Below are 13,783 nucleotides of genomic sequence, written 5' to 3' on the forward strand. Positions count from 1 at the left end.
CAAGCCATCTCGCGCGCGCCGTTCCGATGCCCGCCGCGTCACGCGCCCCAAGCGTGACCGCGTCGGTCTGCGCCGCCACTGCCGGGCGATCGAGCGGACGGCCATGATCCTCCGCTCGCCGCGTCGCCGTCCCGCGCGCGGCGATCACTGAGTCGAAGTTCACCGTCCCATGAACGATCCGCTCTTCTTCCTCCGCCACCTCGACATCGCCTTGCTGGTCATCGCGCTGCCGGTGTTCATCGTCGCCGGCTGGCCCGTGGCCGGCTGGGCGGCGGCCACGTTCGCGTGGGTCGTGCAGAAGGCGATCGGCACCTACGCCAACCGCAAGGCGCGCGAGACCGACGACCTCAAGAGCATGGCCGGGATCATGACCGGGTCGATGATCGGGCGCGGTTGGCTCGTTGCCCTTACCATCCTCGCCGTCGGCCTCGGGGTCGATGACGCATCGGGTCTCGCCGCCGGCGTGCTGTTCCTCGTGATCTTCACCGTCTGGTTCTCGACGTCCTTCATCCTCCGTCCCTTCGACACCCACCAACCGACCACTTGAGCAAGCGCGCCCTCACCATCATCGGGGTCCTCACCCCGATGGTCCTCCTGATCGTCCTGTATGTCGTCTACGGCTCGTCGGGCCAGAACACGGCCTACAAGCCGCAGAACGAGTTCAAGCTCGACGATTGGATCCCGATCCACCTCGGGCCGATCAACATGTCGATCAACAAGGCCGTCCTGTACCTGGCGCTCGCCGCCGTGCTGACGATCTGGACGATGCTCTACGTGGCCAAGCGGATGAAGCAGCGGCCCAACAAAGTCCAGACCGCCGTCGAGAGCGCCTACCAGCTCATGAAGACGAACATCGCGGGCGGCAACATGGACGCCCCGATGGCGAAGAAGTGGTTCCCGTTCATCGGGGCGCTCTTCCTGTTCATCTGGTGGTCGAACATGATCGGCTACGTCCCGCTGCCGACGAACACGCACGAGAAGTTCGACCTGTTCGGCGCGCAGATCCCGTCGTTCGCGCTCTACGCCGCCACCGCCAACATCTCCGTGCCGCTGGCCCTCACGCTCGTCGTGTGGATCAGCTACCACGTCGAGGGCGTCCGGGCCAAGGGCCCGATCGGCTACCTGAAGAGCTGGGTCCCCGCGGGCGTCGAAGGCCCCGCGGCCGTGCCGATCTTCTTCATCGAGGTGATCTCGCACTTCGTGCGCATCATCTCGCTGAGCGTCCGACTGTTCGCCAACATCCTTGCCGGCCACCTGCTGATCCTGTTCATGGCCGGCGGCCTGGTGGTCCTGCTGGGACTGCCGGCGCTCGGGATCATCACCGTCCCGATCGCCGTCGCCTTCTTCCTGTTCGAAGTGGGCCTGGTGGCGACGCTGCAGGCGTTCATCTTCGCCACCCTCACCGCGATCTATCTCGGCGGCGCCGTCGCCGACGAGCACTAAGCACAAAGGAGCAACGAGTACCGTGGACCTCGACAGCATCGGCATCCTCGCCCAGGCGGCTTCAGACGAAGCGACCGCCAAGGGTCTGCGCGCGATCGCGCTCGGCGTGGGCGCCGGTCTTGGCACCATCGGCCCGGGCGTCGGCGTGGGCTACATCTTCGGCAAGGTCATCGAGTCGGTGACCCGCCAGCCCGAGATGCGCGACGAGATCACCTCGATTCAGTGGCTTGGCTTCGCCCTGACCGAGGCGATCGTCTTCTACGCGTTCATCTTCGGCCTGATCGCCTTCTTCCTGTCGGCCTAGCGCATGAGCACGACGGTCATCAGCGTCTTCGCAGCCGAGGAGGAGGGCGGGGGCAACTTCCTCGTCAGCCCGAACGTCGGTATCATGATCTGGACGCTGATCGCGTTCGGCATCACCCTGTTCGTGCTGTGGAAGCTCGCCTTCCCCCCGATCGCTGCGGCGCTGGACAAGCGCCAGAAGTCGATCGAGGACGCCATCGACGCCTCCGAGCGGACGAAGGCCGAGGCCGAGGAGCTGCTGGCCGAGTACCGCGAGCGCCTCAAGGAGGCTCGGGTCCAGGCCGAGGAGATCGTCGCGCGCTCGCGCAAGGCGGCCGAGGTCAACGAGCGCGAGTCGCTCGAGGCCGCGCGCAAGCAGCGCGAGGAGCTCATGGAGCAGACCCGACGGGACGTCGAGGCCGAGACGCGCCGCGCGATCCAGGAGATCCGCGCGGAGGTCGCCGACCTCACCGTGCTGGCCACCGAGAAGGTCACCCGCAAGGTGCTCGACGACGCTGACCAGCGCCGTCTGGTCGACGAGGCGCTCTCCGAGCTCGACTTCTCCGCGTTGACGCGGGAGGGGAACGAGTAAGTGGAGGAGATCGCGCAGGTCTACGCGCGTGCGCTGTTCGAGGTCGCCCAGAGTCAGGGCGACCTCGACGAAGTGCGCGATCAGCTCGCGCAGTTCGCCGACGCGGTCGACGAGTCCCGCGAGCTGCAGACCTTCCTGTTCTCGCCCTACTTCTCCACCGAGGAGAAGAAGGATGGGCTGCACAAGGCCATCAGCGGCGCCTCGGACGCCGTCACGAACTTCCTCGAGCTGCTCGTGGAGAAGCACCGCATGCCGGCGATCTTCCGCATCCGGCGGGAGTTCGACACGCTGTGGCGGGAGGAGAACAAGCTCCTGTCCGTGCAGCTCACCAGTGCCATCGCGCTTGACGACGACACCGTCGCCAACCTCGGTCGCACGATCGGTGAACGGACCGGCCGCAAGGTCGACGTCACCGCCACCGTTAACCCCGACATCCTCGGCGGCATCGTCCTGCGCGTCGGCAACTCCATTCTGGACGCGTCGATTCGCAACCGCCTCGAGTCACTGAGAAAGCAAGTCGCCAGGAGCTGACACCCCAGTGCAGATCAAGCCCGACGAGATCACCTCCATCCTCAAGAGCCGCATCGAAGGCCTCGACGCCGGCCAGGCCGAGCTCACCGAGGTCGGCACGGTCCTCTCCGTCGCGGACGGCATCGCCCGCGTGCACGGCCTCGAGAACTGCATGAGCTTCGAGACGCTCGAGCTCCCCCATGACGTCACCGGCCTGGCGCTGAACCTCGAGTCCGACAACGTCGGCGTCGTGCTGTTCGGCCCCTGGGAGAAGATCGTCGAGGGCGACACGGTCAAGCGCACCGGCCGCCTCCTCGAGATCCCCGTGGGCGAGGCCCTGCTGGGCCGCATCGTCGATCCGCTCGGCCGTCCGCTGGACGGCAAGGGCGACATCGAGACGACCGAGACGCGCCCGGCCGAGTTCAAGGCCCCCGGCGTCGTGCAGCGCAAGTCGGTCCACGAGCCGCTCCAGACCGGCCTGAAGGCCATCGACTCGATGATCCCGATCGGCCGTGGCCAGCGCGAGCTGATCATCGGCGACCGTCAGACCGGCAAGACGACGATCGCCATCGACACGATCATCAACAACAAGGACTCCGGCGTCGTCTCCGTGTACGTGGCCATCGGCCAGCGCATGGCGACCGTCGTGGCCCTGGCCGAGACGCTGGCCGAGGCCGGCGCCCTGGAGAACACGATCATCGTGGCCGCCGGCGCCGACGAGGCCGCGCCGATCAAGTTCATGGCGCCCTACGCCGGTTGCGCCATGGCCGAGTACTTCCTCTACAAGGGCGGCCACGCGCTGGCGGTCTACGACGACCTGACCAAGCACGCGTACGCCTACCGCCAGATGTCGCTGCTGCTGCGCCGCCCGCCGGGTCGCGAGGCCTACCCGGGCGACGTGTTCTACCTGCACAGCCGCCTGCTCGAGCGCGCGGTCAAGCTCAACGACGACCTGGGCGCCGGTTCGCTGACCGCCCTGCCCGTCATCGAGACGCAGGCGGGCGACGTGTCGGCCTACATCCCGACGAACGTCATCTCGATCACCGACGGCCAGATCTTCCTCGAGCCCAAGCTGTTCTACTCGGGCGTGCGTCCGGCCATCAACGTGGGCATCTCGGTGTCCCGCGTGGGCGGCAACGCGCAGATCGGCCCGATGAAGAAGATCGCCGGCCGTCTGAAGATCGACCTGTCGCAGTACCGCGACCTCGAGGCCTTCGCGCAGTTCGGCTCCGACCTGGACGCCGCCACCCAGCAGACGCTGGCCCGTGGCGACCGCCTGGTCGCGACGCTGAACCAGAGCGAGCGCTCGCCGCTGCCGGTGCAGGAGCAGGTGCTGCAGATCTACGCCGCCGCCAACGGCTTCGTGGACCGCATCACCACCGACCGCGTGCCGGAGTTCCTGGACGCGCTGACCCAGCGCGCCCGCTCGGAGAACGCGGAGCTGCTGGAGAAGATCGCGGGCGGTGACTGGTCCGACGAGACGCAGGAGGCGCTGAAGTCGGCGATCGCCGAGTTCGCCGACGACTTCGGCTACGACCTGGACGAGAGCGGCCAGCCGGTCGAGTCCGGTGACTCCGATCGCGTCCAGTCGCGCAGCGAAGAGGCGTCCGAGGACGAGGCCGACGCCAAGGACACCGCGGAGGCCGCGGTCGCCTGATGGCCAGCCAGCGCGATGTGAAGAACCGGATCTCCTCGGTGCAGAACATCGAGAAGATCACGCGCGCCATGCAGATGGTCGCCGCGGCGCGCCTGCGCCGGGCCGAGCAGCGGATCGCCCACCTGCGTCCCTACGCAGGGGCGATCCGGCGCATGACCAAGCAGGCGGCCGAGGCGGCCGAGAACGTGCCGTCGCTGCCGATCCTCAACGAGCACGACTCGATCGACACGGTCGGGATCATGCTCGTCACCGGTGACCGCGGCCTGGCCGGCGCGTTCAACTCGCAGATCATCCGCGCGGGCATCCGCCGCGCGGCCGAGCTCGAGCACGAGGGCAAGCAGGTCGTGTTCTTCGCCTCCGGCCGGCGTGGCGTGTCGACGCTGAAGTTCCGCAAGCGCGACCCCAAGGGCGAGTGGGTCGGGTTCACCGACCGCCCGGCCTACGCCGACGCGCGCGACATCGCCGAGGGCCTGATGACCGCCTACGTCGACGGGGACGTCGACCAGGTCGAGGTCTTCTACAACGGCTACATCTCGCCGCTGACCCAGGAGGTGCGTCGCGAGACGCTGCTGCCGCTGCAGCAGGCGACGATCCTGGAGGAGGCCTCCGAGGAGGGCTCCGACGGCGAGAGCGAGCACAAGCGCGCGCTCGTCGAGTACGAGCCCGATCCCGAGGAGATCCTCCGTCGGCTCGTGCCGGACTACGTCGAGATCTCGATCTTCCGCGCGCTGCTGGAGTCGACCGCGTCCGAGCACGGCGCGCGCATGACCGCCATGCGCAACGCCTCCGAGAACGCGGGCGATCTGATCGAAGACCTGACGCTGGAGATGAACCGCGCCCGCCAGGCGGACATCACCCAAGAAATCATGGAAGTCGTCGCCGGCGCCGAGTCGCTGGTCTAGGAGAAACCGTGGCAACTGATACGCAGACCAAGAACGTCGGGCGCATCGAGGAGATCCAGGGCGTCGTCATCGAGGCCGTGTTCCCCGACAAGCTGCCCGAGATCAACAGCGCGCTGCACATCGCCCGCAGCGCCGCCAACAAGGAAGAGGAGGCCGAGGGCATCTCGGCCGGCTCCGAGGAGGAGTTCCTCGTCCTGGAGGTGCAGCAGCACCTGGGCGACGACCGCGTGCGCTGCGTCGCGATGGACACGACCGACGGCCTGAGCCGCGGCACCGAGGTCATCGACACCGGCGGCCCGATCACCGTGCCGGTGGGCCGCGCGACGCTGGGGCGCATCTTCAACCTGCTGGGCGATCCGATCGACCTGGGCGAGGCGCTCGACGCCGACCTGGAGCGATGGCCGATCCACCGCAGCGCCCCGACCGTCGAGGACCTGACCCCGACGACGGAGATGTTCGAGACCGGCATCAAGGTCGTCGACCTGCTGGCGCCCTACGCCAAGGGCGGCAAGGTCGGCCTGTTCGGCGGCGCCGGCGTGGGCAAGACCGTGCTCATCCAGGAGCTCATCAACAACCTGGCCCAGGAGCACGGCGGTCTGTCGGCGTTCGTGGGCGTGGGCGAGCGTTCCCGCGAGGGCAACGACCTGTGGATGGAGATGAAGGAGTCGGGCGTCATCGACAAGACGATGCTCGTCTTCGGCCAGATGAACGAGCCTCCCGGAGCGCGCATGCGCGTGGCGCTGTCGGGCCTGACCATGGCGGAGTACTTCCGCGATGAGGAGGGCCAGGACGTGCTGCTGTTCATCGACAACATCTTCCGGTTCGTGCAGGCCGGCTCCGAGGTGTCCGCGCTGCTGGGCCGCATGCCGTCGCAGGTGGGCTACCAGCCGACGCTGGAGACCGAGATGGGCCAGCTGCAGGAGCGCATCACCTCGACGCGCAAGGGCTCCGTCACCTCGATCCAGGCCATCTACGTCCCGGCTGACGACCTCACCGACCCGGCCCCGGCCTCGGTGTTCGCCCACCTCAACGCGACCACGACGCTGTCGCGGTCGATCTCCGAGAAGGGCATCTACCCGGCCGTCGACCCGCTGGACTCGACCTCGACGATCCTCAAGGCCGAGATCCTCGGCGAGGAGCACTTCACGGTCGCCAACCAGGTCAAGGAGATCCTGCAGCGCTACAAGGAGCTGCAGGACATCATCGCGATCCTCGGCATCGACGAGCTCTCCGACGAGGACAAGCTGATCGTCGGTCGCGCGCGTCGCATCGAGCGCTTCCTGTCGCAGCCGTTCCACGTGGCCGAGCAGTTCACCGGCACCCCCGGCCAGTACGTGCCGATCGCCGAGACGATCCGTGGCTTCAAGGAGATCCTCGAGGGCAAGCACGACGACATCGCGGAGTCGTTCTTCCTGCTGAAGGGCACGATCGACGACGTCGTCGAGGCAGCGAACAAGGGCTGAGCCGGATGGCCAAGTCCACGTTCACGGTTGAGGTCCTCACGCCGGAAGGCGAGGTCTTCAACGACGAGGTCGAGATGCTCTCGACGCGCACGTCGGTCGGCTCGATCGGCGTGCTCGCCCACCACACGCCCCTGCTGGCGATGCTGGACCCGACCGAGCTGCGGCTCTACAAGTCGGAGTCCGAGATCATCCGCTTCGCCCAGGGCGAGGGCTACCTCCAGGTCGGCGAGAACCACGCGCTGGTGCTCGTCGAGGAGGCCCACGAGCCGGGCGAGCTCGACACCGCGCAGCTCCAGGACCGCCTGACGCGGGCCGAGGAGGCGCTGCGCGACGCCGAAGAGGGCTCCGAGGCCGAGCGGGCCGCCCAGCGCGACAAGCGCCGCTGGGAAGCCTTCCTGCGCATCGCGCAGGGCGGCAGCGAAGCCCACTGAGCGTTCGCTCGGGCCAACGACATCATCGAAGGAAGCGAGGCCGGGGCGAGAGCTCCGGCCTGACGTGCCTGCTCGAACACGTCCCCAGCACGTGTTCGAGCAGGCACGTCGCTGTTTGCCGTTAGCCTCCGCCCAACTCGAGGACTGGAGGAGAGAGATGTTCCGAGCAGAGGTGGTCGGCTCGATGCTGCGGCCGACGTATCTGACGCGCGCTCGCGCGGACGTCCAGGCGGGCACGCTGACGCCGGCCGAGTTCAAGCGCATCGAGGACCGAGCGGTCGACCAGGTGATCGCCGCGCAGGAGGGCGCCGGGGTCGAGGTGGTCACCGACGGCGAGATGCGGCGCTACATGTTCATGGGGCCGATCACCGAGACGGTGGAGGGGATCGAGCCGGTCGAGCACGGCAACCCGATGCCCTGGGCCACCGCCGAGCAGGGCGAGTTCGAGTGGGTCCTGCCGGTGGCGGTCACCTCGAAGCTGCGCAAGGTGCGCTCGCTGGTCTGCGAGGAGTTCAGCTACGCGCGGGCCCGGGCCCGGCGGCCGCTGAAGGTCACCGTGCCGAGCCCGCTGATGCTCTACGGCCTGTGGAGCCCGGAGTACTCGACGGCCGCCTACGACGACGCGTTCGCGATGTTCGCCGATGCCGCGGAAGTCGGGCGCTCGGAGGTCCAGGAGCTCGTCGCCCTGGGGTGCGAGTACATCCAGGTCGACGCGCCGGAGCTGGCCACCCTCGTCGATCCCCGGGTGCGCGACTGGGCGGAGTCCCGGGGCATGCCGGCCGAGCGCATGCTCGCCGAGGGCATCGACCTGATCAACGGCATGGTCGAGGGCATCTCGGGCGTCCGCCTGGCCATCCACCTGTGCCGCGGCAACAACGCCGGCATGTGGATGGCCAGCGGCGGCTACGACTACATCGCCCAGGCGCTGTTCGCCCGCGCGACCGCGTTCGACGCCTACCTGCTCGAGTACGACGACCCGCGCTCGGGCTCGTTCGAGCCGCTGGCCCAGGCGCCCGACGACCGGCAGATCGTGCTCGGGCTCGTCTCGACCAAGCGCGGCGACGAGGAGACGGCCGACGACGTGGTGGCCCGCATCGACGAGGCGGCCCGCCACTTCCCCCGCGAGCAGCTGGGGCTGTCGACGCAATGCGGGTTCGCCTCGGTGGCCGACGGCAACCCGCTGGGCGAGGAGGCCCAGGAGCGCAAGCTGCAGCTCGTGGCCGACGTAGCCCACGCCGTGTGGGGCTAGGCATCCCGCGGCCAGTCGCGCGCGGCCTCAACGCACAGCGGGGCGCTTGCCGAGTGCCTCGACGTACGCGCCGACAACGACGTAGCCCGGGATCGTTCGGTCCGCCAACATCGCGCGCAGTCCCGCCACCGTCGACCCGCGGTCGAGCACCGGCCGCAGGTCGCGATCCAGCAGCGTGAGCAGACGCACCGATCGGTCGTTCTCGTCAAAGGGGCGATCCAGGTCCAGCAACTGCTCCATCGTGCGCCCTTCGGAGCGACACAGCTCCTCGAAGCGCAAGGCGACCCCGAAGTTGGAGGCCGTCGGCTTCTGCTTCGCCGACAACGCGTGGATGGTGAAGCCGACGTTGAGGTAGTACGCCGCGCCGTAGGGCGATTTCTCGAGGTTGAGCGACACGGTGACGTCGTCGTACAAGCGGTGCCACGTTCGCGATCGACCGATGAACCCGGCGGCAGAGCAGAACGCCGTGACCGTCCTGCGCACGGGATCAGCGTCTGCTGCCGCGACTCGCTCCCCGAACGGAACGCCGGGCGCAACCCGACGCCCGGTCGAGCGGTCAGCACCCACACGCCGTAGGTCTTCGGGCGACGTGGCGCCCTCGAAGGTGACGGGCAGCGTGCGGAACAGGACCGCGAGCAAGCGGAACATACGACCGTTCTCATCGATGCCGGTGTCCGGGTCCAGGGCAACCGCGAACTCTCGGGCGTCCTCTCTCGACAGGAAGTGCTCAAGCGGAAGGCGCACCACGTCATCGTCCGGCGGCGCTGACATCTCGCGCCCGACCCAGAAACCCAGGTTGATCTGCGTGCTCTGGTCGACGTCGAACTCGCAGACGAAGTTGCCGACCTGCTTGCACCAAGCGTCGCCGTAGCGCTCGAAGCCGGCCGCGCGCCCGAAGGCTGCAGCGCACTCCCGTAGCAGAGCCAGGCTCACGACGCTGAACACTAGATGCCCTCCGTACGGCCGCGATCCTCGCGCCCGGAAGAGGCGGAATCGGAACCGGCCTAACCGCCAACGCAACGCACCGCGCCCCAATGGGTCTTATGACTCCTATGGGGCCCAGCGCGCCGCCCAGAACCAAGCCCTGGCCGGCCGAAACGCCACCGGACGCCGGACCCGCCAGGACATCCAGCACCAGAGTGCGCTGCTCTTCATGGCCCAGGCCGAGGCCGTGTGGAGTGATGACACCTGGAGCGACGCCGAGGCCAACCACTACTTCGGCGACTACTGGGGCAACGAGTACGGCGCCCGGCGCGCACTCGACCCGGTGGTCGCTGCCCTCGAGGATGCAGTGGGAGCGGACCGCGAGCCCGACCTGGTAGTCGCAGCCATGGCGTTCGGGGGCGAACTCGGACTCCGCCGGCGCCATCCGACGGGGGCTACCGGCCTGACGGGCAAGACGGTTGCGCTTAGGGGTGGTGGGTTGGGCGCTAAGCCGTGCCCCGGTCCGGGCGTGATCCGTGTCTGCTCAGATGACGAAGATGATCCCGACGAGCTGCTGAAGTGCGTGGTCGACAAAGTCATCATCGTCTGGCCGGTTATGATCATCTATTACGTGTATAAGGGCACAAGGATTTCGTGCGGGGTAGAGCGCATTCAGATCGGAATTGGGCCCGATGGCGACGATGGCAGCCCCGATAACCACAGCGGCAAGAAGAAGCCGCCTAAGAAGCCTAAACCTCCGTACAACGAGGCGTGATGGAATATTTCGGCCCGGTTCAGTACGCGGCTGAGGACGGCGTTTTATGCCTATATCGTGCGGCCGTAGTCCAGGTGTCCGCTCTGCCGCCGTCAGTCAGCGATTCGCCCAGGCAACGCAGCGCGCGCGCCGCCCTCGGCGGCAGAAGCCTGACTCACTGGTTGGGCTTCTACGGAGGCTACCTCGGGGCGGTCCCTGGTCCAGGAGGGACGGTAGTAGACATCGACCTGCGATCCTGGGCTGAGACGTCAGATCCAGACGCGACGATACTGCGGATTTCCGTGGTCAGTTTTCCTGTCGAGCAGTTTCCTTCTCAAGCCACCCTCGAAGACATCCACCGACGACTTTCTCCACGTGCGGGGTTGGACCCCGCCGTGAGCGCCGAATCAGTAATCCGCATGATCCGCTGAGACGAACCATCGTCAACCAGGAATAGGGACATTCAGTGCGGCCGGTGGGTGTGTCTAGCGGGTAGTACGAGTGCCATTGCGGTTGCTACTCCGAGAACCGTTGACGCAATGACGGCCGTAATCGAGGTGCAACGCACCGAATGAGAGTTAGTGCTGCAGGGCCGTTCTGGCCGGGGCCCGTCCACCAAGCCGACCCGGATCAGCTTCAGACGAAGAGCGTAGTTGCGCTGCAACCCGTTTGCGCTAGGGGCACCAGGGATCACGTCGCCTCAGCGTCGTTCCGCCACAGCGCATTGAGCGCATGTGGTTGTCAGGCATATGACGCGATCGCCATTCCCGAGGGAACTGGTGTTGTCGGCACGCCGACGAAGATCTGGAGCACGAACGCGAACCTCGCCGCAGCGACCGCAGGTCTAATTGCTGCTCTCTGTAAAGCCACCGACTGCCCGGGCGACCCCACTACTGCTCTGTGGGAACCCGTTCTCGCGCGGCGATCCGAGCTGCCGGGTACGCAGCTAACCGAGACCGATGCGGTCAAGGGCGCGGTCGCTTAATTCGACGTCGTGCGGAAGCAACTCGAGATCGGATGGTGTGACGTTGACGCCGCGTTGTTGCACGCCGCGAGCGATTGCCGCCCAGTATTGCGCCTTGGCTTCCTCTGACGAGCTGCCCGGACTGGGCTCGTCTGGTCCGACTACCTCGCGAGCAGTTTGCTTGATCTCCGCGATCGCGTCGAGAAGTCGTTGACCTTCTGTTGGTTGTCCTGCCGTCGCAACCGGGCCTCGACGGGTTTCGGTCCAGCCGCGGTCGGCGAGCAGGACGACGCGTTGCCCGTCAGTCATCAGGGCGACAAGCCATGCGGTCATGGAACTGTGCAGTCCCGCGTCGTCCGCCGTGTCGATGTCCACGATCGTCAATAATCGGGCGACGCAGCCCATAACGCGCCAGCCTTTCGGAGTCGGCCTCGGTCAGGCCTGATCAGTACTAAGTCGCGCGGCGATCAGATTCTTCGTAGTCCGGTCGGCCCATGCGTCGAGCGACCTTAGCGCGCCGCACCGATGTGATCGAACGTACTTACGGTGCCTGTCGGTCCGACTGGCGGCGTCGTCACAACGCTTTCGCCCTCGCCGTGTCCGCAGCTGGCGAAAATCAGTACGCAGCCGAGCACCGCGACGACATTTACGGCTGGTCTTCTGTCGCTGACGTTCATCCCAGCTCCTGAGTCGAAGAGGCCGCTCCGAGCCGACCGGCAGAAGGTCGGCGGGCGGCCAAGGGCAACGACAGGCCATATGACGTTCCTCCCCTCATCCTACCCGGCATTTAAGGATTCGCGTCGCAGTGGCATCGACCACAGGATCGTCTGGAACGCCGAGCACGTCGACATCGACGCGACTCCGCCAGAACGTCAGCGCCTCGCTGTCACAAGTCGCTTTTGTGGTCGTCCGGTTGCGCTTCCCACTCCCGCCTCCGGAGTACAAGGTCGCTGCTGCCTCGCCAACTTGCACCCACCGATCCGCGATAAACTGGTCAAGCCATAAGGTGACTATTGCTGTGTTCGAATCGCAGTTGACGTTCTTCCACCACCCATGCCCCGAAGCCTGGCCCTCTGTGACATGTACGAAATCTGCGAACGCTCTGAACTCGCAGTTCGACAGTGCAGCGACGGCACCATCACCTCCAGAACCAGCGCCGAAGTGGGCCCAGTCGTCGGTAATCCCGTCTTGATACAGCGCGCCGGTAGGAGGCAGCTCGCCCATGACCGCCGCGTCCATAGCGTCTGCGACGGGGTCGAGCGCGAGCTGATTCGATTCGATCTGTCGATTCTTACGCCAGTAGCTGCCGTAGTAGTGGTTCGCGTCCGCGTCAGACCAGTGGCTTGTCTTTCCACACCTCTGCCGCTCGGGCCATGAACGCCTGGACCGACTGCCGATAGTTCTCACTTCGGACATACCGTGCGTCGGCGTTGCGGCTGGCGAGGGTGCGGTTCTGGGCGGCGCGCTGGGCCCCATAGGAGTCATAAGACCCACTTGCGAACATTCGAGCTGCAAGATCGTCGGCGGGCCTGCGTGTGAGTGAGACTGACCCTACTTCTCACTGAAAATGCAGCACTGACGATCTTCGCTTTGTGATGAGAATTGACCTGTCGTGGTACGCACGCGGGCAATGCCTGACGACGATTCCGTGGACGCGCTCATCGCCCAAGCGACGGAATCCGGTCGCCACAGGCACGAGCCACCTCGCGCATCGGTCGCGCTTGCAGTGCGCCCGCCTATCCGCCTGCGGCACGCAAGCAGCCGAAATTCACTCCGCCTGGCTACGCCGCCGCGGCCACCATCCAGCACCCGACCATGAAGCGCACGGTGTCGCCGTCCACGAACGGGTCGAACGCGGCGCGGACCGTGGCGAAGACGTGGTCGCGCTGGGCGGGCTCGAGCGTGGGGAGGACCCGGCTGAGCGGGCCCAGCAGCGTCAGGTAGGTGTCCAGCGCCGCTTCGGGCATCGTCAGCTCGACGTCGAGCGGCTGGTGCTCGACCGCGCTCCAACCCGCGGCGCCGAGGATGCCCGCGACGCGGTCGGCGTCGGCGAAGGCGAACTGGCCCGGGCCGTCGGTCGGGGGCGTGGGGAGGTCGGGCAGCAGCGGGCGCGCCGCGCGGGCCGCCGTCGTCATGAACGGGTTGTCGGCGGGCGCCCGCCAGGTGATCGCGCGCAGGCGGCCGCCGTCGGCGGTGGCCCGGCGCAGGTTGGCGAACGCGGCCGTGGGGTCGGCGAAGAACATGACGCCGAAGCGGGAGGCCACGAGGTCGTAGGTCGCCGGCGCGAAGGCGTGCTCGCCCGCGTCGGCGACGACGAACTGCGCCGCGCCGCCGTGGGCCTGGGCGGCCTCGATCAGCGGTGCGGAGATGTCCACGCCCGTGGCCTGGCCCTCGGGGCCGACCGCGGCGGCCAGCGCCCGGGTCGTCGCGCCCGCGCCGCAGCCCACGTCGAGCACGCGCTCGCCGGGAAGGGCCTCTTCGGCCAGCCGGTCCGACAGCGGGGCGAAGAGCGTGTCCGTCGTCGCCTGGATCGCCACCCACGCCTCTCCCGAGCTGCCGTTCCACAGCTCGCGCTGCTCCTCCTGCACCCTGCGCACGGTGTCCATGCGCGA

General features: G+C 67.4%; 15 protein-coding genes. 11 read left to right on the forward strand and 4 right to left on the reverse strand.

What is annotated here, in order from left to right; translation table 11 throughout:
* Positions 1-169 precede the first annotated feature (169 nt).
* The 10 genes from ACZ5UI_RS00385 to ACZ5UI_RS00430 all read left to right on the forward strand — a co-directional run bounded on the left by ACZ5UI_RS00385 (position 170) and on the right by ACZ5UI_RS00430 (position 8,529).
* The gene (locus ACZ5UI_RS00385; RefSeq protein WP_464193011.1) at positions 170-547 is read left to right on the forward strand and encodes a hypothetical protein; all 378 of its coding nucleotides are present in this window, start codon (positions 170-172) and stop codon (positions 545-547) included.
* A complete protein-coding gene (atpB, locus tag ACZ5UI_RS00390) occupies positions 544-1,443 on the forward strand; it encodes a F0F1 ATP synthase subunit A (RefSeq protein WP_464193013.1) in 900 nt (299 codons plus the stop codon). Before ACZ5UI_RS00385 ends, atpB begins: the two co-directional genes overlap by 4 nt.
* Before the next feature lie 22 nt (positions 1,444-1,465).
* Positions 1,466-1,747 carry an ATP synthase F0 subunit C gene (atpE, locus tag ACZ5UI_RS00395; protein ID WP_464193015.1) on the forward strand — a complete coding sequence of 94 codons (282 nt, stop codon included), beginning with the start codon at positions 1,466-1,468 and terminating at the stop codon, positions 1,745-1,747.
* Positions 1,748-1,750: 3 nt separating this feature from the next.
* Positions 1,751-2,317 (forward strand): F0F1 ATP synthase subunit B, encoded by a 567-nt coding sequence (gene atpF, locus ACZ5UI_RS00400; RefSeq protein WP_464193018.1) that lies wholly within the window; start codon positions 1,751-1,753, stop codon positions 2,315-2,317.
* On the forward strand, positions 2,318-2,848 hold the full coding sequence (atpH, locus tag ACZ5UI_RS00405; RefSeq protein WP_464193020.1) for an ATP synthase F1 subunit delta: 531 nt from the start codon (positions 2,318-2,320) through the stop codon (positions 2,846-2,848).
* 7 nt (positions 2,849-2,855) lie between these two features.
* Positions 2,856-4,484, forward strand: coding sequence for a F0F1 ATP synthase subunit alpha (gene atpA / locus ACZ5UI_RS00410; RefSeq protein ID WP_464193023.1), 1,629 nt, complete (start codon positions 2,856-2,858; stop codon positions 4,482-4,484).
* Positions 4,484-5,386, forward strand: coding sequence for an ATP synthase F1 subunit gamma (gene atpG / locus ACZ5UI_RS00415; protein WP_464193025.1), 903 nt, complete (start codon positions 4,484-4,486; stop codon positions 5,384-5,386). The genes atpA and atpG overlap by 1 nt, the downstream gene beginning before the upstream one ends.
* Positions 5,387-5,394: 8 nt before the next feature.
* A complete protein-coding gene (gene atpD / locus ACZ5UI_RS00420; protein ID WP_464193027.1) occupies positions 5,395-6,849 on the forward strand; it encodes a F0F1 ATP synthase subunit beta in 1,455 nt (484 codons plus the stop codon).
* 5 nt (positions 6,850-6,854) lie between these two features.
* Positions 6,855-7,280 carry an ATP synthase F1 subunit epsilon gene (gene atpC, locus ACZ5UI_RS00425; RefSeq protein WP_464193029.1) on the forward strand — a complete coding sequence of 142 codons (426 nt, stop codon included), beginning with the start codon at positions 6,855-6,857 and terminating at the stop codon, positions 7,278-7,280.
* A gap of 157 nt (positions 7,281-7,437) precedes the next feature.
* Entirely contained in the window at positions 7,438-8,529 is a 1,092-nt protein-coding gene (locus tag ACZ5UI_RS00430; protein ID WP_464193032.1) for a cobalamin-independent methionine synthase II family protein, read from the forward strand.
* A gap of 27 nt (positions 8,530-8,556) precedes the next feature.
* On the opposite strand, the gene ACZ5UI_RS00435 is transcribed toward ACZ5UI_RS00430, so the two are convergent.
* Positions 8,557-9,462, reverse strand: a complete 906-nt coding sequence (locus ACZ5UI_RS00435) for a DUF4304 domain-containing protein (protein ID WP_464193034.1) — start codon at positions 9,460-9,462, stop codon at positions 8,557-8,559.
* A gap of 220 nt (positions 9,463-9,682) precedes the next feature.
* Here ACZ5UI_RS00435 and ACZ5UI_RS00440 point away from each other — a divergent pair, with 220 nt between their 5' ends.
* Positions 9,683-10,228, forward strand: a complete 546-nt coding sequence (locus ACZ5UI_RS00440) for a hypothetical protein (protein WP_464193037.1) — start codon at positions 9,683-9,685, stop codon at positions 10,226-10,228.
* Between the two features lie 925 nt (positions 10,229-11,153).
* Here the strand turns inward: ACZ5UI_RS00440 and ACZ5UI_RS00445 are convergent.
* The 3 genes from ACZ5UI_RS00445 to ACZ5UI_RS00455 all read right to left on the reverse strand — a co-directional run bounded on the left by ACZ5UI_RS00445 (position 11,154) and on the right by ACZ5UI_RS00455 (position 13,777).
* Positions 11,154-11,546 (reverse strand): hypothetical protein, encoded by a 393-nt coding sequence (locus ACZ5UI_RS00445; RefSeq protein ID WP_464193039.1) that lies wholly within the window; start codon positions 11,544-11,546, stop codon positions 11,154-11,156.
* Between the two features lie 396 nt (positions 11,547-11,942).
* On the reverse strand, positions 11,943-12,410 hold the full coding sequence (locus tag ACZ5UI_RS00450; protein ID WP_464193042.1) for a hypothetical protein: 468 nt from the start codon (positions 12,408-12,410) through the stop codon (positions 11,943-11,945).
* A 542-nt stretch (positions 12,411-12,952) separates the two neighbouring features.
* Positions 12,953-13,777 carry a class I SAM-dependent methyltransferase gene (locus ACZ5UI_RS00455; RefSeq protein ID WP_464193044.1) on the reverse strand — a complete coding sequence of 275 codons (825 nt, stop codon included), beginning with the start codon at positions 13,775-13,777 and terminating at the stop codon, positions 12,953-12,955.
* Positions 13,778-13,783 lie beyond the last annotated feature (6 nt).

Source organism: Conexibacter sp. JCM 18997 (assembly GCF_055391915.1).